Genomic DNA, 20,124 nt, shown 5'->3' on the forward strand with positions numbered 1-20,124 from the left:
TTGGTCTGATGTAAGTAAAAATCTTTACAAAATTTAGTGAAAAAAAATAAAACCTCATATATTATAAGTAATTATATCTTTAGCTCATTACATGATAATCTTTAGTATAGTTTTTTTTAAAACCGTTTCGGTATTATTAAGTGTAATAATAGGATTTTTAGCAGGTAAATATTCAAATGTTGAAAGAGATAGTATCTCTTCGTTATTATTCTATTTTATATCGCCTATAGTATTTTTTACGATACCCGCTAGTACAACCTTAACACTTGCGGCACTAAGCTTTACAGTCGTAACATTTGTAATTGCAACACTCTTATCACTCTTTTCTTATTATTTTTTTGGTAAATTTTGGCAGGATCATACACGTAATATTATAGCTTTGTCTGCAGGTACGGCAAATGGCGGGTATTTTATGTTGCCCATAGCTGCAGCACTTTTTGATGATTATACATTAAGTATTTATATGATGGCTGTTATAGGAGTGAATATTTATGAATGTTCCGTCGGCTTTTATATTTGTATGAGGAGCTTTGCTAATACCACTGATAGTATATTAAAAGTAGTAAAATTACCGATTTTAAACGCTTTTTTCTTGGGATGTTTATTTAGTTTTTGCGGTTTTACTTTACCGGATTTTTTAGATGATTTTATATATAATATGAAAGGCTCTTTTTCGATACTCGGTATGGTGATGGTGGGTCTTGCTCTTTCGTCTCTACAAAAATTTGAAGTCGATATCAAATTTACTCTTGCTACTTTTGCTGCTAAATTTCTATTCTATCCTTTGGGAGTAGGGTTATTTATCATGTTTGATCATTTTGTAACAAAGTGGTATAACAATGATTACTATAATGCCCTAAAACTACTTTCTACGGCACCACTCGCAGCAAATACTATAGTTATAGCGAATTTACAGAAATGTTACCCTAAAAAAGTTGCAGCTACTGTGTTCTTATCTTTGCTTTTTGTAGTTATATATATGCCGACCATGGTCAGTATATTTTTAAGTGACTTAAATTAATAACATGATGACAATGATTTTTTTTAAATTTATTCTAAATTGGTATTAATAGATTCATATGAAAATTAATTCAATAAAAATTGGTCCCTATATTAATTTGTTACCTCTTCAATATATACCGAAACATAAAATTTCTTATGTGGAATTTGGTGATCCTAAAAATAAAAATATAATAGTGTGTGCTCACGGTTTAACTAGCAATGCTCATGATTTTGATAAAATAGCTAAAGAGTTGAGTACAAATTATAGAGTAATTGCAATAAATTATCCCGGTCGCAGTGATAGCGAAAATTTTAAAAAAGCTAATCATTATAACTATACGACTTATATTAAAGATACGTTATTTTTTTTAAAAAGGCTAAATATCAAAAATCCTATTTGGCTTGGTACTTCAATGGGCGGTATTATAGGTATGGTACTTGCCAGTAAATATAAAAATATTTTTAAAGCCTTAATATTAAATGATATAGGAGCGTTTATTGATGCTACTCCTTTAATTAAAATTGGAGGTTATGCTAAAAAAACGATACTCTTAGATGATTTGGCTAGTGCAAAAGAACATTTAAAACTTATTTATGCACAAAGTGGTATTAAAGATGAAGAAGATTGGGATTATTTAACAAAATATAGTGTAATTTCTACATTCGGCGGAAAATATAAAATGAATTATGATCCTGCTATAACAAAAGGAATGAAAAATGCTAGTAACCAGGAAGATATTAAACTATGGTCTGTATGGAATAAAATAAAATGTAGAATATTAGTAATTCATGGGATGAAATCTCAAATTTTAACAAAATCTACTATTAAAAAGATGAAAGAAACAAAAATTTTTGATCTTTATGAAATAAAATATGCCGGTCACGCTCCTTCTCTAATGAACCCTGAAGAAATTAACTATGTCAAATCTTGGTTAGAAAAGAAGTCTTAGATTGTATGACCTTGTGTTGTACGAACGTTCAGGATGTAATTCCCGTGGAAGCGGGAATCCAGAAAAAATAACCTGAACATATTTAATAAAATAAACATATAAAAACTGTTTTTTCTGCTTTTGCATGAATGACATAGGTATCATTAAATTAATAAATAATAATTATGAAAATTACTACTAAAGTACTAATAATAGGTTCAGGACCTGCGGGCTTAAGTGCTGCTATTTATACAGCTAGAGCTGCTTTAAAACCAATATTAATAAATGGTATGCAGCCAGGCGGGCAGCTTACAATTACCACCGATGTTGAGAACTATCCAGGATTTGCGGAAACGGTGCAAGGACCTTGGCTTATGGAGCAGATGTCTCTGCAGGCTAAAAATGTCGGTACGGAAATTGTTAGTGATTACGTAGAAAAAGTGGATTTATCAAAAAGACCTTTTAAAGTATTTACAGGAGCAGGAAATGAATATGACGCGGAGAGCGTAATAATTTGTACCGGTGCGGAAGCAAAATGGCTTGGTATAGCTTCAGAGCAGAAATTTCGTGGTTTTGGTGTTTCGGCATGCGCTACTTGCGATGGTTTCTTTTTTAAGAATCAAGAAATAGTTGTAGTAGGGGGAGGAAATAGTGCAGTAGAAGAAGCTTTATACTTAACCAATCATGCTAGCAAAGTCACTATAGTGCATAGAAGAGATAGTTTCAGAGCTGAGAAAATATTACAGGATCGATTATTTAAAAATCCTAAAATATCAGTAATTTGGGATCATGTAGTAGATGAGATTGTAGGTAGCAATAAACCAAAATCCGTTACCGGAATTAAAATTCAAAATGTTCACACCAAAGAGATTAGTTTATTGAATTGTAGCGGTGTATTTATAGCGATTGGGCATGCACCGAATACGGGGCTATTTACCGGACAAATTGTAATGGATGACGATAATTATATCATCACGAAGTCAGGCACTACTAGAACTAGTGTAGAAGGTGTTTTTGCTGCTGGTGACGTTCAGGATAAAATTTATAGACAAGCAGTAACTGCTGCAGGAACAGGCTGTATGGCGGCTCTTGAGGCTGAAAAATTTCTAAATAAATAACTTAGATTTTTTAGTTGTAAATTAATATATAAGTTAATAAAAAATTGTTATATTCAGTAAGACACTTATTATAGTCATTGTGTATTAATTTAATTAGGTACAAATATAATGACTTGGAACATAATAAATATACCACCACAAAAACAAAATATTGATACATATCCATTACTTATGAAGTTTTTAGTTGGATGAGGTAGTTTTAACATACAAAATTTAGAAGCATTGAAAAATGCTAATTTAGAAATAGAGCTAGAAGAAGCTGCATTTTCACAAAAATTTTTAATATATTCTGCAATAAAATTTTACTTTTGACTCAATGTTACATCAGAATTGGATTTTTAATGGAGATGACTCAAATGGTTGGCTGTTAGCAAATATAAATCTTAATAAGGGCGGTTATTTAATAACTTAGAAAAAGTATTGCTCTCAGCTGTGATCTCTTGAGAGTCACAATTAATAAATCCTAAGAAAAAATATTACTCTGATATTTCATCTGAGGTTATTGAGTATGCATTGGGAAATATTAAAGGAGTTAAAGGTAATTATTTAGAGCTATTCAAGAATTTAATAGCTTTTGGCAAAGACGCAATAAGTTTCTCTGAGTTATGGGTTAAAATAGCTAAGGCTATAAAAAAGGTAGGTAAAGTATCAAATTTATTGTGAGAAAATATTCTAGAAGACTTAAAACAAGGCAGGTGTATTACTTTATTATAATATAACTGAAAACTCTGCTATATTATCTGACATTGGATATAAATTTCCTCAAGAAATATTGAATCTTATATTAAACGCAATAGCCCCTGAAGATATCATTAATATTATAAAACATGCTAATTTGGAAAATATTTCTTATGATGTATTAGCAAGTCAAATGGGTGGTGAAGATTCGGGTATAAATAATTCATTATAAATATTTCTCTTGCTAGTATTGCCGTATAATTTTAAGATAAGATTGTAACACTTTTCTCGAGCAATGCAACAACGCCAATATTCGCTCGCAATGACGATTTTAGTATCCACGCAGGTAATGAGAAATATATGAACTTACTTAAAAACATTACGGGAAATATATAAACGGTGAATTTATAGAGTTCGGAAAGCAAATATCCGTTATTAATCCTGCGACCTTAAAAGAAATTGCTACAGTTCCGAATTTGGGATTATCTGAGATTAATGCAGCGATTAATAATACGGTGACTAGTTTTTCTTTATGGTCACAAAGCTCATTTGAAGCGAGAATAGCGATTCTTAGAAGATGGTATAATTTAGTAATCGAAAATATTGAGGAGTGAAGTCATATATTAACCCTAGAGCAGGGTAAAGTACTTGCTGAATCACAAAAAGAAATTTTATATGCAGCCTCTTTATATTGATTGATATACATATGCTATACATAATATTTAGTCGACTATCAAACCCGGAAACTCATAAAATTGTTACGCAATATGAGCCTGTAGGACCGTCTGCTGCTATAACGCCTTGGAATTTTCCAAATGCAATGATTACTCGCAAGGTAGTACCTGCAATAGCTGCGGGTTGCAGCGTTATATTAAAACCGTCAAGTCTTACGCCTCTATCAGCTTTAGTACTTACGAAATTTGCAAGCGATGCCGGTGTGCCTGCCGGAGTATTTAATGTAATTACAGGTAGTTCAGATATTATAGGTAAGGCTTTTTGTGAAGATTTGAGGTTTCAGAAATTATCATTTACCGGCTCTACAAATGTCGGTAAAATTCTATATCAAAATGCCGCAAATACTCTAAAACATTTATCTTTGGCACTTGGCGGTAATGCTCCTTTCATTATAACGGCAGATAATAATTTAGAGAAAGTAGTAAGTAATTTAGTAATCGCTAAAACTAGAAATAGTGGACAATCTTGTACTTCACCTAACAGAATATTTATAGAAGAATCTATATATGAAAAATTTATAGAAATTCTAAAGGCTAAAATTCTAAAGGCTAAATTTACTAAGCTTAAAGCCGGTGACGGATTTGATAAGGAATCGGATGTAGGTAGGTCCGTTAATTAATTCTGCTGCCATAGAAAAAATACAAAAGTTACTCGCTGATGCGCAAAGTAAAGGCGCTAAATTAATTTGCGGCGGTAAAGCTGTTGATAATTTTATTGAGCCTACTATTATTATTGACTGTTTGGATAATATGGATATCTTTAGAATAGAAATATTCGGTCCGGTAGTTGCTTGTTATAAATTTAAAGATTTAGATGAAGTAATAGAACGTACAAATAATACCGAATACAGCTTGCAAGGATATGTATATTCAAATAATATATCTGTGGCATAAATGATAGTGTCTAAGCTTGATTTTGGTATGGTATCGATTAACGACCCGTTACCTGCAAATGCAAAAGCACCTTTTGCAGGACGTAAAGCTTCAGGTTTTGGAATTGAAGACTCATTTGAAGAGATATTTGCATATCTAATATTAAACATATTAATTTACAGAATTAAGAATGCCTGCATGGTTCCTTTTATGTTATTCCTGCGAAAGCAGGAATCTAGTAAAGAATATAAAAAATTATTTTATATGCTTATTTTATAAAAAATATAATTCTTTGTAGCAGTATTAAGATTATTTTTTCTGGATTCCCGCTTTCGGGGGAGGATGACATAGAAAATATAATAATCTAAGTAATAAATAATAAAAATTATGCTAGTGTTTGTAGATAATATTGAAGTACAAATTGAGAAAATTTATGAAGTATTTGATTTAATAGATTAATGAAGGAGCTAATCTTTTGTTATGGTCAGTATCTGATTGTCTTGCCGAGCTATTAGATCAATATAAAGAATCGTTAATAATTGAATATGTTGATCCTTTGATGCAACTAATTAAAAAAAGGTTTGAAGAGCACAATACTATAATGCCCAAAATGCTTAATAATGCTTTAAGCAATATATTATTAATCTTTGAAGGATGTAAATCTAAAGAATCAGAACTAATAGAAAATATAATTAATAGTTTAAATACTCTTGATATGTTAGGAGGACATGCATAGTAATCTTCCAAAAATCTCAATAGTTTTACCAGTTTATAATAGAAAGAAGCTATTACCTTTTGCTATTGAGAGCTGCCTTAATCAAAGCTTTAAAGACTTTGAGCTTATTATTATTGATGATTGCTCAAAAGATAATAGCATTATAGTAGCTAGGACATATGCAGAGCAGGATTCACGGATTAAGGTAATAGTAAATGAGACCAATAAAAGATTACCGGCAAGTCTTAATATTGCTTTTAAAGAGGCCAAGGGGGAGTATTTTACTTGGACTTCAGATGATAATCTTTTCCATGAAAATGCTTTAGAAAAAATGGTTAAGATACTTGATAATTCACCTGAGATAGGGCTTGTATATACTGATTATACTTTGATCGATGCCCACGGTAAAGTAGGAATAAGACTTTATCAAGAACCTCCTGAGTTTTTACCGATTAGAGATTGCGTCGGTGCATGTTTCTTATATAGAGCCGATTTAGCAAGGCAAGTAGGTGGATATAATGAAAATATGCAGTTAGTGGATGATTATGAATATTGGCTAAGGTTTGGGCTTGTTACGAAATTTGCTCATATACCGGAATCTTTATATTTCTACCGAGTACATGATCAAAGCTTAACAATAGAGCGTAAAGCAGAAGCAAAACAGGCAAAAAGAGTTTTAAAAGAATTATTTAAAGATCAATATATTATTCCTGCTGAGATTAAACCTATAAATGATTTATATAATTGGTTTATTGAAGATAGAAATTTAAGCTCTTATTTTAGGTTATTTAAAATAATTATTTGTAGTCCGATAATTACTATTTCGTATATTATTAAAAATCTAAGAAGAATAAGGTGATATTTTAATGCTTTAATGTCATTCCCGCTTTTGCGGGAATGACATAGTAGAGCCATAGCACAACATCCTTAAAACAAATGCAAAATCAAGATTTCATACATACATTAAATCCAGAGCAGCAAAAAGCAGTTCTTCACACTGAAGGACCGCTTTTATTGCTTGCAGGTGCGGGGACAGGTAAAACAAAGGTACTTACCTCAAGAATAGCTAATATTATTCACCAAAATTTAGCCTCACCTCAAAATATTCTAGCCGTTACTTTTACTAATAAAGCTGCTAAAGAAATGACTGAAAGAGTTAATAGTCTAATTAATTGCTATGGTCTTAATATAGGTACTTTCCACTCAATGGCAGCTAGGATATTGCGTGACCAGATTGAGCATTTAAATCTTGGTTTAAATAATAGATTTACTATTATTAGTCATGATGATCAATTAAAACTAGTGAAAGATATAGTAAAGCTAAAAGATATTGATACTAAAAAATATGCTCCTAAATTAATACATATCATAATTTCTAGATGGAAAGATCAAGGATTATTACCAACTAAACTATCAGTATCAGATACTAATTTACCGCTGCAGAGGGTTGCAAAACTTGTATACGAAGAATATCAGAAAAATTTACTTATTTCTAATGTTTTAGATTTTGGAGATTTGCTACTTTATAATAATGAGCTTTTTATTAAAAATCCTGAAATACTAAGATATTACCAAGAAAAATATCGATATATTTTAATCGATGAATATCAAGACACTAACGTTGTCCAGTATTTATGGGCAAGAATGCTCGCAAGTTTATATAAAAATATTTGCTGTGTAGGAGATGATGATCAATCTATTTATGGTTGGCGAGGAGCAGAAGTCGGGAATATATTACGTTTTGAAAAAGATTTTGCAGGTGCAACAATTATTAAATTAGAGCAGAATTATAGATCAACTTTACCAATACTTGCTGCTGCTTCCAATGTTATCAATAATAATAAAAACCGTCACGGTAAAACGTTATGGACGGATAGGGCAAGCGGTGAAAAGATAAAAATTATCTCTTGTTGGAGCGATAAAGAAGAAGCAAGATATATAGCCGGTGAAATAAATAAGTTAGTGCGAGAAAACCGTTATAATGCCGGCAATATTGCAATATTAGTACGAGCCGGATTTCAAACAAGAAGTTTTGAGGAAGCGTTTATAAATAGTGCTATGCCTTATAAAATTATAGGCGGTTTGCGGTTCTATGAACGTATGGAAATAAGAGACGTACTTGCTTATATCCGTATATCTTTGAATCAAAATGACAATCTAGCACTTGAGCGTATTATAAATGTGCCGAAAAGGGCAATAGGTGCAGCTAGCTTAAATAAAATTAGAGTCTATGCACTTGAGCGAAATATTTCTAATTTCGCAGCCATTAAAGAAATGTTAGAAATAGGTGAGATTAAAGCAAAATCATATGAAACTCTAAAAGATTTGGTTACTAAAATCGATAATTGGTACGAAAGATTTAGTATAGATGCTCCAATAAACGTAGTGAAAGCAATACTTGATGATTCCGGTTATCTTGAAATGCTTCAAGAAGAAAAAACCGAAGAAGCATTCGGTAGAATCGAAAATATTAACGAAATGCTTAGAGCTATTGCTGAATTTAACGATGTTCATGATTTTATCGAACATTCAAGCTTAGTTATGGAAAATGAAGTGCTTGAAACCAATTACGGTGGCTCTGTTACTATAATGACCCTGCACGCAGCTAAAGGGCTTGAGTTTGACGTGGTATTTTTACCGGGCTGGGAAGAGGGTGTATTCCCGTCTCAAAGATCTCTAGACGAAGACGGCGAAAAAGGCTTAGAAGAAGAACGCCGCATTGCTTATGTCGGCATTACGAGAGCCAAAAAAGACCTCTACATTACTCATGCTGAAAGCAGAAAAATATTTTATGAAATAGTCCGTTCTTACCCTTCAAGGTTTATAACCGAAATCCCTGATGAAATTACGATCAGGACCTCTTCTATGAAAAAATACAATTCTTTTTATAAGTTTTAATTAATTTTCATTCATAAATTTTAAATTGGTTTGCATTCTTTAACTAATTATTATCTAATTTAATTAATAGAGGAAGTGCTATGGCTAAAGATGCTAATAAACCTGAAGGAAATCGTCAGGCTCCATTAAGCACAGAAAAATTATATAATAAATTTTTAGACAATATAATTAGTATTTAAATTTAATACTCAAATTAAATTTTTTAAAGATACTTCTGCTCCTCTTAACTATGTTGCCGCTACTAGACAAAATATTTTTACTGCAATAGAATCGCAGTTTGCTCCTTTTAGTACTAATTATTTACCAAATGGATGTAGTCCAATCTTTAACTGACACTATATATAACACTCATGATGAAGTAACTAAATTAATTTCGTCGGAAGAACTACAAAGAAAAAAATAAGCACCAAATATTGTAAAGCAAAATAAAACAATACCCCAAAGGCCATAAATCTTCTATATCAATCCCTATATCTCATGTTGAAAACCTTAGTAAAAGTAGAGAGAGTGGGCAGCAGTCAGGGCATAGTAAGTAGTGATTTATATGATAATATAGTTGCGAATTTTTAAAAAGTTTGATAATTTAGTTCATTATATCAAATAACTTAATAATGAGTATTATATGGCAGGGATTATAACTAATATAGATGATGCTATTAAAAAAAACGATGAAGTGACTGAGATATTGGCTGCAGTCAAAGATAAAATAGTTGATATAAAAAACGTAGATAGTAGATTAGATACTTTGAATAAAAATATTGTTAATCCCGATCCTATTCAACAATATTTACAATCTGAAGAATATATCACTAGTACGCTTGAAGTACTTGCCAGTAAAATTATTAGTGAAGTTGTAGAAAATAAAGATATACAAAAATTAGTAGATAACTTGCATATCAATTTAGGACAAGATATAAAACTAATACCTAGTTTAGCAGATAAGCTAAAGTTTGATGTCGCAAGGGCCGAAGCAGCACTTAAGGGTTTTGTACTTCCTCTAAATAAAGGAGGACCTTTTGATGAATTATCATTGATGGGTATAGAAGATGAAGAAGAAATCTTTGCCAATCCTATAAGAGCAACTAAAGAAGCATTAATAGCCGTAAGCGGAAAGTCTATACCTAAAGAGCAATATGCACAGGCTGTAAAAGATCAAGCTATAGCAATCTTAAAACAAGATCCTAAAAACACTCCAGACAAACTTGAGAAATATGAAAAATTTATTATTCAAGGAGATAAAAACCAGAAATTTAATAAAGATAGTAAGCAGTTTATCCCAAGAGTAAATCAATTATCTCAAGTGGAATTTAAGGAATTACAAAAGGCCGCCACTTATACGGTGCAGCAGATTAGTAATAGATTAGAAAAAAATAATAAAATTAGTAAGCAATTAGAACAAATTATTATCATTACTAACTCCTCAGGCATAAAGAATCCTAAAATAATAAGGGAATTAAATAAGTTAGATGCTACTTATCTAACTGAGAATAGTACTAAAATAGCCGCTGAATTAAAAGATATTAATGATAGAGGTATTTCTTTATGGAAGAAATTTAAGCAGATATTTACAGGTAGAAACTATTTGGAAGAAAGATTAGGAAAAGTTGTAGATAAATATATTACTCTGAGTGATGGATATATAGCGAAGACAATTAATAATAAAATCTTTTCAAACGCTTTAACAAATCCTGAAATTACTGCAGGTCTAACAAAATTTTTAAATGAAAATAAAGATAAAGTAGCAACTAATCCTGAATTTAAAAATTTAATTCCTGTTACGGGTGAGCCTATTATAGTTCAACCGCAACAAGTTAATAATTTTAATTTAGCAGAACTCAGAAAAATCAATCCAATAGCATTTGATAAAACCATATTTGAAGATTCAATAAAACTAAGAAGTTCTAATATAAAACTGCCGCAAATCACTCCTAATACTTCTACTAAAAATCAGGAAGCAGTAAGAAGCAAGGGGTAAATTTTAATATAACTTCATCATTGTAAGGAGACTTTGTTACATTGCTTCTATGTCATTCCCGCGAAAGCAGGAATCTAGATTTTTTATTGTCACCCCGTGGCGTGACCACGGGGGCTTGTATCACCAGCTGAGTCCTAAGATACCGCGATCAAGTCGCGGGAGGACATTAAAGGTTACTAGATTGCTGCTTTCGCAGAAATCACATCAGAACATAAAGATTTAGGTGAGATGCTTAAATACTCCTCTTTCCATAATGTATTATAAAGAATAGGATCGATATTACCGCCTGAGATTAGTACTAGTAATTTTTGAGGTTTGGATTGTGTTTTTAAAAAATTTACCACTGAAACCATGTTTATACTACTTGACGGTTCGCATATTACTTTAAGTAAATGAGTAAGCCACGCCGTCCAGTAATATATTTCATATTCTTCTGCTAAATAAAAATCATCAAGTTTTTTCAGATATTCAAATGTACGAGCTGATATACTCAAGGTTTTAAGACCGTCCGCAATAGTATTCGGAGCATAGTTAAATCTATATGTTTTATTATCTTTAACAGATAAATAAGCATCATTGGCATTTAAAGGTTCTGAACCTATTAACAAGCTTGTCGGTGATATTAATTCCTTGGCAAGATATGCGCCGGAAATTAAACCGCCGCCGCCGCAAGAGGCAAAAATAGCATCAGGACTAAAACCTAGCTGCTGTAATGCTTCATAGCATAACGTGCCTGCTCCTGCTATTGTAGAATCACTATCGGAAGGATGCATATAGTAAAATCCTTGCTTTTCATCTTCTTTTGCTTTTTCTTCTGCTTCTTGTCGAGAATATGTATATATAACTTCACCGCCGTAATAAAGAGCTGTTTGCTGTTTGACTTTTGAAGTATTTAACGGTAAATAAATCCTTGTTTTAATACCGAATAATTTACTCGCATAGGCAAGACCGATTCCATGGTTACCCGTACTATAACCAACTATTTTATCAGGTAATTTTCCTTGCTCTTTTAATTCTAATAAATGATTTAACACGCCTCTAACTTTAAATGCACCGGTTTTTTGTAATGATTCAACCTTAAAAAAAATCTCATGACCGAGCATCTCATTTAAGCTTTCAGAATGAACGATCGGAGTTAAATGTAGATATTGTTTTATTCTATTATGTGCGGCTGCTACATTTTGAGAAGGTTGTAGTAATAAATTCATAAATATAATTAATAATGGTAGCTTGAAATCAGGTTAATACTATATTATATAGTTAATAATTAGAAATTTTAAAAGGTTTTAATTGATGAATAAAAAATCCCTCCCGTTAATGGCACTGAGAGATATGGTAGTATTCCCGGGAGTAATTGCTCCTATTTTTGTGGGTAGGCAAAAATCGCTGCAAGCACTCTCTCATACTACCATTTCCGAGGAAGATAATAGTAAATATATTTTAGTAACTTTACAGAAAAAATTTGATCAAGAAAACCCTAGTACACACGAACTTTATAACACAGCTATACTTGCCAAGATTATCCAAATAGTGAAGCTGCCTAATAATACGGCAAAAATCTTAATAGAAGCAGTAGCAAGAGTAAAGCTAAGCAATATCAAAGGCGAGGAAGCTTTTGAAGCAAATTACGAAATTATTCCGGATGAAGAAATATTTGACGTTAATAACATGCGTTCACTTGTTGATAATGCAGTACAACTATTTAGTAAATATGCGATTAATAATAAGAAAGTTAATGCAGAAATTATTGAAACTATCAATAAAGAAATAAGTAATAGCACTAATTTCATAGATATTATAAATATATTAGCCTCAAATTTGATAACTTCACTTGAGGCAAAGCAGCATTTATTAGAAGAAACTAGTCCTTTTAAGCGTATCACTACGGTTATTAATACGCTTACTTCCAATATAGTAAATTCAGAAACCGAGCAGGCATTGCAGCAAAGAGTAAGAAAGCAAATCGAAAAAACGCAGCGTGATTATTATCTGCACGAACAAATGAAAGCTATTCAAAAAGAGCTTGATGAAGATAAATCAGAACTTGCCGATATTGAGAAAAAAATTAAAAGTTTAAAATTATCAAAAGAAGCAAAAGAAAAAGCTGAGACTGAACTTAAGAAACTTCGTACCATGAACCAAATGTCAGCGGAGTCGGGAGTAACGCGTAACTATCTTGAGACATTGCTTAGTCTGCCTTGGGGTAAGTATGATAATAGCAAAATAGATATTAACCAAGCAGAGGAAATTTTAAATCGTGACCATTTTGGACTCGAAAAAGTTAAAGAACGAATTATAGAATATTTAGCGGTATTACAGCGTTCAAGTAAAATTAGAGGACCTATATTATGTTTAATAGGTCCACCAGGGGTCGGTAAAACTTCACTTGTAAAATCTATTGCCGAAGGAATGGGCAGAAAATATACTAAAATTGCGCTCGGCGGTGTTAGAGACGAAGCAGAAATCAGAGGGCATAGAAAAACTTACCTTGGATCAATGCCCGGTAAAATTTTAGGTCAACTTAAGAAAGTTAAGACTAGTAATCCTGTAATGCTGCTTGATGAAATCGATAAAATGAGTTCTGATTTTAGAGGCGATCCGGCATCCGCTTTGCTTGAGGTATTAGACCCTGAGCAGAATAGTCACTTTGTTGATCATTATCTAGAAGTAGAATATGATCTATCAAATGTAATATTTATTGCTACTGCTAACTCTCATGATTTACCTAGAGCTTTAAGTGATAGAATGGAAAAAATATATATTTCCGGTTATGTAGAGGAAGCAAAGCTCCAAATTGCCAGAAATTATTTAGTTCCAAAACAATTTAAAATGCATAAAATCAAAAAAGATGAAATTACTATATCCGAGACGGCAATTTTGGATTTAATTAGATATTATACCAAGGAATCAGGTGTAAGAGCTTTAGAGCGTGAAATAGGGTCATTAACTAGAAAAGCATTAAAGCAGATTTTAGCAGATAAAAGTGTTAAGCATATTGCCATAGATAGTAATAATCTTGAAGAATTTTTAGGAGCTAAGAAATATAATTTCGGGCTTGCCGAGAAAGAAGATCAAATAGGAAGTACTACGGGACTTGCTTACACTGAAGTAGGTGGAGAGCTTTTAACTATAGAGGCTTTAGCATTTCCAGGGAAAGGTGAAATAAAGACCACCGGAAAACTTGGTGATGTTATGAAAGAATCGGCGATGGCTGCCTATAGTTGTTTTAGAAGCAGAGCAACAAATTTTGGATTAAAGTACGACAATTATAAAGATTTTGATATTCACATTCACGTACCGGCCGGAGCTATTCCAAAAGATGGACCGTCTGCCGGCTGTGCTTTATTTACGACTATTGTTTCGTTGATGACTAAAAGACCCGTACATCGTACTGTAGCAATGACCGGTGAAATTACTTTAAGAGGCAATGTTTTACCTATAGGTGGTCTTAAAGAGAAGTTACTTGCTGCAAGTAGGGGAGGTATTAAAACCGTATTGATTCCTGAAGAGAATGTCAAAGATTTGAAAGATATACCGCCGAGTATAAAAGAAAGCCTAGAAATTATATCTGTATCAAATATTGATCAAGTACTTAAGCATGCTTTGGTAGGAATACCGATAAATAAATAGAGATTTGTTAATAGTCAAAATATCATATATTAAATTAATGCAAGCTATAGTAAAGTAATTCTTTTTGACTTTTTAATCAAAATGCGATTTTTCTTGCTTAATTCCTGACTATCTTGAACTTGCCTATTATTATAGGCTTTCTTCCTTACGTCTGTCACTAAATTGGGCTGAATCGACTATATTGTTGCGTGGATCAATTTCACCTCTGTCATCCCGTGGTTTGACCACGGGATCCAGTTAAAAATACTAATAATTTTAGTATTTTTTATTGTTTTTTAGACCCCGTGGGGGTGATACAGTAATGCTGCTACTACTGCGGCAGCTACTCAAAGCGACTTATCCGAGGTAGTAAAATCCATGCCTATAATAAAAGATAAAACATCTTAGTTTATCTTTCTGCTTTCCAACTTTCATTGAGAATTTCCTTTAACTTAATTCTAAATACATAATTAAATTTCTACACTACCAAGTAACAATATTTTTTTGGTACAGCGTTGTTCAGAAAGCTTGATACAAATGAATTTTCTGACATTCGCCTTTGCTCACGTGCTTTTTTTATACGTTCCGCAGGCTCAGTGTCGTCAATTCATCTTGTCTAAAGCTTTCTGAATCTAGCTCTGTCTGCTTCTATTTTATTGTTGTAAAAAAGTTGTTACAAATTATTAATTAAATGTATTGGAGTTAATATTAATGAAAGAATCAAAAATATTTAGAAAATTTTTAGCAACGGCATCATTATGCGGAACATTATTCACTAGCTCTAATACTGCAGGAGCAACAATTCCTAATCTCGGTAGCGTAAGCTTGAGTATCGGTGTCGGTCTTGTAGGAGGAGCATTTAATAACAGCAATATTATTCAAATAGCGGTTGGAGGGCTTAGAATTAAAATATCGGCAGATAAAGTAAATGCTGTTATTGACGGAATAAATACATTAATAGTACTACCTGCTTTTGGTGGGGTTGAAGTAAGTCAAAATGTATCAATAGGTGCTCTTAGTGCAACAGTAGGTCTTACTCCTAATTTCGGTCCTCTTAAATTTATTAATAATAATGTTACGTCAATTATTACCGGAGTCAGTAATTAAACATTTAGTAATATAGATTTCGCCGGTAAGAATTCTACTTTGCAAATTAATAACGGTTTAAATATTACAACTTAGATAGATAATACGGTAGCTGGCAATAACGGTACAATAACATTTGCAGGTACAGGTACTATATCAAATCACATAGGTCTAACTAATTCTCTTTCCAGAATAAATGTAGGAAACGGGGAAGCACAGATTTATATGCCCGGAGCAGGTAATATTACAATTAATGCTGCAAATATAAATCTTACTAACAATAACTCTATACTTACTCTTTTTGACGGTAATATAAACAATACTACCGGCGTTGACGGTCAAGGGATACTAAATCTAGCTCATGATCTTGGTAGTAGTAACATAATACAGGTGATATAGGCTCATTAGCCGCAGTAAATGTTTTACTTGGGGCGGCAACACTTAATTCTACAATATTAAAAGCTACTAATATTAATTTACAAATTAATACGTCTGCACTTAATTTAGATGACGACATAACGGTTACGGGTAATATAGACGGTAAACAGTACATTAAATTTTATAGGGAATGCTACACTTAACAAAAATATAAATAATTGCAATATACTTCAGTGTAATGGAGGTAATGGTAAGATTCTTGATTTACAAGGTAATACTACGGTAAATAGTATTGTTTTTGCAGATAGTGTTTTAGCTGCGGGAACTATAAGTGTTAACGGTCTATTAGATGTAGGAGGTATTACTTTTAATAATAGTAATGCTAGCGGCAGTACTTTAATAATAAATACCGAAAATACAATCAATGTTGCATTATTAAACGCTATAAAAGCAAAAATACAAATAAATAATCAATGATCCAAGTGCCGGAGATATAGGTGATATTAGAATAGCGGATAATACGACATATACAATAGATGCAGCAAATGGGAATGTAAATTTGCTAAATAACGGTGCTAAGATAATATTTGAAGGCCCAAATTCAGAATTAGATTTAGTGAATACTAGTAACATAAATGATAGGCAATTTACCTTATATAATAATTAAAACAAATCTGGCAATGATGAATATGGAATAGTGAGAATAGGAGCAATCACAAAATACCTAAGACGGAGTAGGTGATGTCGTAGTTGATAATACGGTATTTACGAAGTTACTTCTTAGCTTTAGCAGATGGGGGGCGCTAACCGGAGCAGTGACAACTACTGCCGGAGACAGAAGTGGTAAGTTAATATTTGCAGGTGATGGAACGGTAACAGGTGGTGTAGGAGCAAATGAAGCAGTACTTAACCGGTGGTGTAGGCGGTACATTGAATTTTATAGGTGACGGTAATGTAACTCAAAATATAGGTACGAATGCTGCAAATAGCCCTGCTAATATAAATAGCTCTAACTTTACTTAATTCAGTAATATCCATTGCGGCAATTAATGTTTGTGCTTCTGCGGTATTTTCTTTCTGTATAGTTCTTATTAATTCTTAATTTGAGGGCTGAAACCATCTAAACGTAATTATATTCTTTAATTTTTTGTTAAAAATGAGCTTATAGATAGAATCATAATAAAAAGTTTTAAGAATTCAATAGAAATTCAACTAAAGTTAGTTTTTTATAATATTTAAAATTCGGAATTTAAAAGAGTTTAATATAACAATTAAAACAAAAGGTGAATAAAAGGAGCATATGAATTTTTTAGAAAACGATGGGAAATCCCGAAACCCTGAAAGGGCTTGGCGAGAGTGACGGGACTCGAACCCGCGACCTTCTGCGTGACAGGCAGATGCTCTAACCAACTGAGCTACACCCCCTTATATACCCTTCTGCTTTTAAGAATTGCTCTTTCATTTGATCAAGGATTGCATCCTCATCTATTAAGTATAGGCTGCGGGTGCTCACCTCTCAAAATAAAATTCAATTCTTGAAATCATTTGAGTATACATAAAAGATAACAATGTATATAACAATTCTTCTATTTCTGCAAGAGTAAAAATCGTATTTTATCAAAAAATATACAGAACCTAACGTTTAGATTTTATAGCTTATTCCTAATATTATAATTACTAGATATCTCTATTAATCCAAATCTGTCACTACTAGTTGAAGCCTTGAAAATTATTATACTTTTTAAGGACTTTGTTAAAAAAGAAAAAATCTATTGGTTACATTTATTTTAACAAAATCTTACTTTATTAATAACAATTAGTTATATGACTAAACCATATGTCATTAAATTAACTACTCCTTTTGAGCGTATTAAACTTTATAATCCTATACCCGATATTGCTCTTAGAAGTGCTATTATTATGCAAGCAATAATAGATGCAACTTAATACTGCTAACAAGAAAGAGGCAACAAAAGCAGAATATAACGCTAAAACATGGCTTTTTGAAAATAATGAAAATTTTAATGCTACCTGCTTAGAAATCGGCATTGAGCCTAATTATGTAAGAAAGACTGCTAAAAAACTAATTAAATCGCAACAAAATAAGGATAAGCGTCCTAAACTCTATGGCTAAAGTTTCAATAAATTAATTTTTAATTTGTAATAAAACTTGAAATTACTCTAAATATAAATTAATTGTATAGGTGTTACTTAGTAACGCCTATATATTAATTATTTCAGATTATAAAGGTTATTTATGATTATTTCAGTTTCAGGTCAACATATTTCTATCGGTAATAATTTACAAGAATATTCAAAAGAGAGGGCTACGCAAGTCGTTAAAAAATATTTTACCGATATAATAAATATAGATATACATTTTTCAAAAGAGGGAATTAACTTTAAATGTGATATTATAGTAAAATATGGCTCAGGTAAACATAATATAGTCAAAAGTAATGATAGTTGCAGCGATATGTATGTAGCTTTTGATAAAGCTATGTCAAAACTAGAAAAACAGCTTAGAAAATATAAATCAAAATTCAAAAATCATCATACGGGTAAAGTAAAAATATCAGAAATTGCTTACGAAGGTACTAAATATATTATTAATCCGCAATCTGATAGTGAAACCTCTAACTCCGAAGATAATGATAATCCGGCAATTATCGCTGAAAAGCCTGTAGAAATATTAAAATTATCAGTAAAAGAAGCGGTAATGAAAATGGATTTAGAAGATTTACCCGCAGTAGTATTTAAAAATATAAATAATGATCGTATCAATATAGTTTATTATCGTAAAGACGGTAATATTTCTTGGGTAGATTATAATTAATGCTCATTATCCCTTACAAAGGAGTAACGCCAAGAATCGATAAAAATAGGAAATAATACTAACTAACGTACAAAACGGTAGTGTAATTCATACTTCAAGATTTAACGGATCGGTAGAAATAGGTGATAATATAACTATCGGTCATTTCTCTCTTATTCATGCCTGTACAATACATAATAATGCCGGTATGAGTGCTACGATAATGGATTATGCAGTAATAGAAAAATATGCTTTTATTGCGGCAGGAAGTCTTATCCCGCCAAAGAAGATAATTAAATCTAAGAATTATGGATGGGATCCCCTGCAAAATTTGTTAGATATTTAACCGATCAAGATTTAGAATATATGCAAGATAATGTAAGAAATTATGTAGAACGTGCGTTTATAAATGAATCCTTAAATGCCTTAACCGTATTTTTAAGTAAAAACGCAATAGTCATCGGTCCGATGCCGCCTGGAACGGGAGTAATATATTTTACTTTAGACTGAACATTTTCAAAATCAACATCACCGATAATTTTATTGCCGCTAATTCTATTAATGCCTACATCAATTACTATAGATCCAGGATTAAAATATTCTGCAGTTAATTTTAAAGGTGAGCCTATTGCAGCAACGACAATATCGGCTTTAGAAGTAATAGAGCTTAAATTTTGTGTCTTAGAATGACAAATAGTAACGCTGCAATTTTCTTTTAACAGTAAAGCACTTAAAGGTTTTCCTACTATATTTGAGCGTCCAATAATTACAACGTTTTTACCAGTTAAATTAGGTTCGTATTTTTTTATAGCTGCAAGACAACCAAGAGCAGTGCAGGGAATAAAGCCTTGACTCATCCTGCTATGTAAGTAACCGACATTTAAAGGGTGAAAACCATCAATATCTTTAGAAGGCGATACTGCCGATAAAATTTTATTTTTATCTATGGAGCTTGGCAAAGGAAGCTGAACTATAATTCCTGAAATCTCGTTATCAAGGTTTAACTCATTGATTTTTGATATTAAATCATTAGTATGAATAGTAGTAGATAGATTTACTAATAAAGTATAAATTCCTATTTTATGTGCATTTTTTATTTTGTTTCTTACATAAATAATGCTTGCCAGATTATCGCCTACTAGAACTATAGCAAGCTTCGGTGAAGCGTTGGTTTGGCTTGTAAGTTCTTGAATTTCTAGCTTTAAGTCTGCTAGTATCTCATTGGCTAATGCTTTACCGTCAATTATATTATTCACTCTTATTTTTGTCTCCATTCAGTTTTAACGTCATTGCGAGGAAATTACGTAAGTAATT

Annotated in this window: 16 protein-coding genes, 1 tRNA gene and 3 pseudogenes; 17 read left to right on the top strand and 3 right to left on the bottom strand. The window is 31.8% G+C overall.

Features of this window, described 5'->3' with window-relative positions; all coding sequences use genetic code 11:
• The first annotated feature begins 91 nt into the window (after positions 1-91).
• From ACPKKV_RS04550 to ACPKKV_RS04595, 10 genes and pseudogenes are all read left to right on the top strand, one after another.
• Complete coding sequence (locus ACPKKV_RS04550) at positions 92-1,021, top strand: AEC family transporter (protein ID WP_392506462.1); 930 nt, start codon at positions 92-94, stop codon at positions 1,019-1,021.
• A 58-nt stretch (positions 1,022-1,079) separates the two neighbouring features.
• Positions 1,080-1,952: an alpha/beta fold hydrolase gene (locus tag ACPKKV_RS04555; protein ID WP_392506463.1), complete on the top strand. Its 873-nt coding sequence runs from the start codon at positions 1,080-1,082 to the stop codon at positions 1,950-1,952.
• 164 nt (positions 1,953-2,116) lie between these two features.
• Entirely contained in the window at positions 2,117-3,049 is a 933-nt protein-coding gene (trxB, locus tag ACPKKV_RS04560) for a thioredoxin-disulfide reductase (protein WP_392506464.1), read from the top strand.
• A gap of 513 nt (positions 3,050-3,562) precedes the next feature.
• Positions 3,563-3,712: a hypothetical protein gene (locus tag ACPKKV_RS04565; protein ID WP_392506465.1), complete on the top strand. Its 150-nt coding sequence runs from the start codon at positions 3,563-3,565 to the stop codon at positions 3,710-3,712.
• Between the two features lie 109 nt (positions 3,713-3,821).
• Positions 3,822-3,959, top strand: a complete 138-nt coding sequence (locus tag ACPKKV_RS04570; protein WP_392506466.1) for a hypothetical protein — start codon at positions 3,822-3,824, stop codon at positions 3,957-3,959.
• 128 nt (positions 3,960-4,087) lie between these two features.
• Positions 4,088-5,522 (top strand): annotated as a pseudogene (locus ACPKKV_RS04575) (NAD-dependent succinate-semialdehyde dehydrogenase).
• A gap of 287 nt (positions 5,523-5,809) precedes the next feature.
• Entirely contained in the window at positions 5,810-6,070 is a 261-nt protein-coding gene (locus tag ACPKKV_RS04580; protein WP_392506467.1) for a hypothetical protein, read from the top strand.
• Positions 6,063-6,908: a glycosyltransferase gene (locus tag ACPKKV_RS04585; protein WP_392506468.1), complete on the top strand. Its 846-nt coding sequence runs from the start codon at positions 6,063-6,065 to the stop codon at positions 6,906-6,908. The genes ACPKKV_RS04580 and ACPKKV_RS04585 overlap by 8 nt, the downstream gene beginning before the upstream one ends.
• Positions 6,909-6,985: 77 nt before the next feature.
• Positions 6,986-8,947, top strand: a complete 1,962-nt coding sequence (pcrA, locus tag ACPKKV_RS04590) for a DNA helicase PcrA (protein WP_392506470.1) — start codon at positions 6,986-6,988, stop codon at positions 8,945-8,947.
• A 622-nt stretch (positions 8,948-9,569) separates the two neighbouring features.
• The gene (locus tag ACPKKV_RS04595; protein ID WP_392506472.1) at positions 9,570-10,922 is read left to right on the top strand and encodes a hypothetical protein; all 1,353 of its coding nucleotides are present in this window, start codon (positions 9,570-9,572) and stop codon (positions 10,920-10,922) included.
• 176 nt (positions 10,923-11,098) lie between these two features.
• Here the strand turns inward: ACPKKV_RS04595 and ACPKKV_RS04600 are convergent, their stop codons facing one another.
• Positions 11,099-12,130 carry a serine/threonine dehydratase gene (locus ACPKKV_RS04600; protein ID WP_392506473.1) on the bottom strand — a complete coding sequence of 344 codons (1,032 nt, stop codon included), beginning with the start codon at positions 12,128-12,130 and terminating at the stop codon, positions 11,099-11,101.
• Positions 12,131-12,215: 85 nt separating this feature from the next.
• Between ACPKKV_RS04600 and lon the strand changes: the two genes are divergently transcribed.
• The 4 genes from lon to ACPKKV_RS04620 all read left to right on the top strand — a co-directional run bounded on the left by lon (position 12,216) and on the right by ACPKKV_RS04620 (position 17,018).
• Positions 12,216-14,552 (top strand): endopeptidase La, encoded by a 2,337-nt coding sequence (lon, locus tag ACPKKV_RS04605; protein WP_392506475.1) that lies wholly within the window; start codon positions 12,216-12,218, stop codon positions 14,550-14,552.
• Positions 14,553-15,242: 690 nt separating this feature from the next.
• Positions 15,243-15,638, top strand: a complete 396-nt coding sequence (locus ACPKKV_RS04610; RefSeq protein ID WP_392506476.1) for a hypothetical protein — start codon at positions 15,243-15,245, stop codon at positions 15,636-15,638.
• A gap of 204 nt (positions 15,639-15,842) precedes the next feature.
• On the top strand, positions 15,843-16,016 hold the full coding sequence (locus ACPKKV_RS04615) for a hypothetical protein (RefSeq protein WP_392506477.1): 174 nt from the start codon (positions 15,843-15,845) through the stop codon (positions 16,014-16,016).
• 873 nt (positions 16,017-16,889) lie between these two features.
• A complete protein-coding gene (locus ACPKKV_RS04620) occupies positions 16,890-17,018 on the top strand; it encodes a hypothetical protein (protein ID WP_392506478.1) in 129 nt (42 codons plus the stop codon).
• 325 nt (positions 17,019-17,343) lie between these two features.
• Here ACPKKV_RS04620 and ACPKKV_RS04625 read toward each other — a convergent pair.
• Positions 17,344-17,420, bottom strand: a tRNA-Asp gene (locus ACPKKV_RS04625).
• Positions 17,421-17,819: 399 nt separating this feature from the next.
• On the opposite strand from ACPKKV_RS04625, the pseudogene ACPKKV_RS04630 reads away from it, so the two are divergent.
• The 3 genes and pseudogenes from ACPKKV_RS04630 to ACPKKV_RS04640 all read left to right on the top strand — a co-directional run.
• Positions 17,820-18,129 (top strand): annotated as a pseudogene (locus ACPKKV_RS04630) (hypothetical protein).
• Positions 18,130-18,252: 123 nt separating this feature from the next.
• Positions 18,253-18,831, top strand: coding sequence for a ribosome hibernation-promoting factor, HPF/YfiA family (hpf, locus tag ACPKKV_RS04635; RefSeq protein ID WP_392506479.1), 579 nt, complete (start codon positions 18,253-18,255; stop codon positions 18,829-18,831).
• Positions 18,831-19,233 (top strand): annotated as a pseudogene (locus ACPKKV_RS04640) (gamma carbonic anhydrase family protein); the annotation flags it as partial. The gene hpf and the pseudogene ACPKKV_RS04640, both read left to right, overlap by 1 nt.
• On the opposite strand, the gene folD reads toward ACPKKV_RS04640, so the two are convergent.
• On the bottom strand, positions 19,197-20,066 hold the full coding sequence (gene folD / locus ACPKKV_RS04645) for a bifunctional methylenetetrahydrofolate dehydrogenase/methenyltetrahydrofolate cyclohydrolase FolD (protein ID WP_392506481.1): 870 nt from the start codon (positions 20,064-20,066) through the stop codon (positions 19,197-19,199). The pseudogene ACPKKV_RS04640 and the gene folD sit on opposite strands and share 37 nt — an antisense overlap.
• Between the last annotated feature and the right edge of the window lie 58 nt (positions 20,067-20,124).

Source organism: Rickettsia finnyi (assembly GCF_049668125.1).
Lineage (GTDB): Bacteria > Pseudomonadota > Alphaproteobacteria > Rickettsiales > Rickettsiaceae > Rickettsia > Rickettsia kotlanii.

Coding starts and splice junctions, on each gene's coding strand:
- ACPKKV_RS04550 (WP_392506462.1), top strand. CDS start 92: ATGATAATCTTTAGTATAGTTTTTTTTAAAACCGTTTCGGTATTATTA.
- ACPKKV_RS04555 (WP_392506463.1), top strand. CDS start 1,080: ATGAAAATTAATTCAATAAAAATTGGTCCCTATATTAATTTGTTACCT.
- trxB (WP_392506464.1), top strand. CDS start 2,117: ATGAAAATTACTACTAAAGTACTAATAATAGGTTCAGGACCTGCGGGC.
- ACPKKV_RS04585 (WP_392506468.1), top strand. CDS start 6,063: ATGCATAGTAATCTTCCAAAAATCTCAATAGTTTTACCAGTTTATAAT.
- pcrA (WP_392506470.1), top strand. CDS start 6,986: ATGCAAAATCAAGATTTCATACATACATTAAATCCAGAGCAGCAAAAA.
- ACPKKV_RS04595 (WP_392506472.1), top strand. CDS start 9,570: ATGGCAGGGATTATAACTAATATAGATGATGCTATTAAAAAAAACGAT.
- ACPKKV_RS04600 (WP_392506473.1), bottom strand. CDS start 12,130: ATGAATTTATTACTACAACCTTCTCAAAATGTAGCAGCCGCACATAAT.
- lon (WP_392506475.1), top strand. CDS start 12,216: ATGAATAAAAAATCCCTCCCGTTAATGGCACTGAGAGATATGGTAGTA.
- ACPKKV_RS04610 (WP_392506476.1), top strand. CDS start 15,243: ATGAAAGAATCAAAAATATTTAGAAAATTTTTAGCAACGGCATCATTA.
- ACPKKV_RS04615 (WP_392506477.1), top strand. CDS start 15,843: ATGCCCGGAGCAGGTAATATTACAATTAATGCTGCAAATATAAATCTT.
- ACPKKV_RS04620 (WP_392506478.1), top strand. CDS start 16,890: ATGAAGCAGTACTTAACCGGTGGTGTAGGCGGTACATTGAATTTTATA.
- hpf (WP_392506479.1), top strand. CDS start 18,253: ATGATTATTTCAGTTTCAGGTCAACATATTTCTATCGGTAATAATTTA.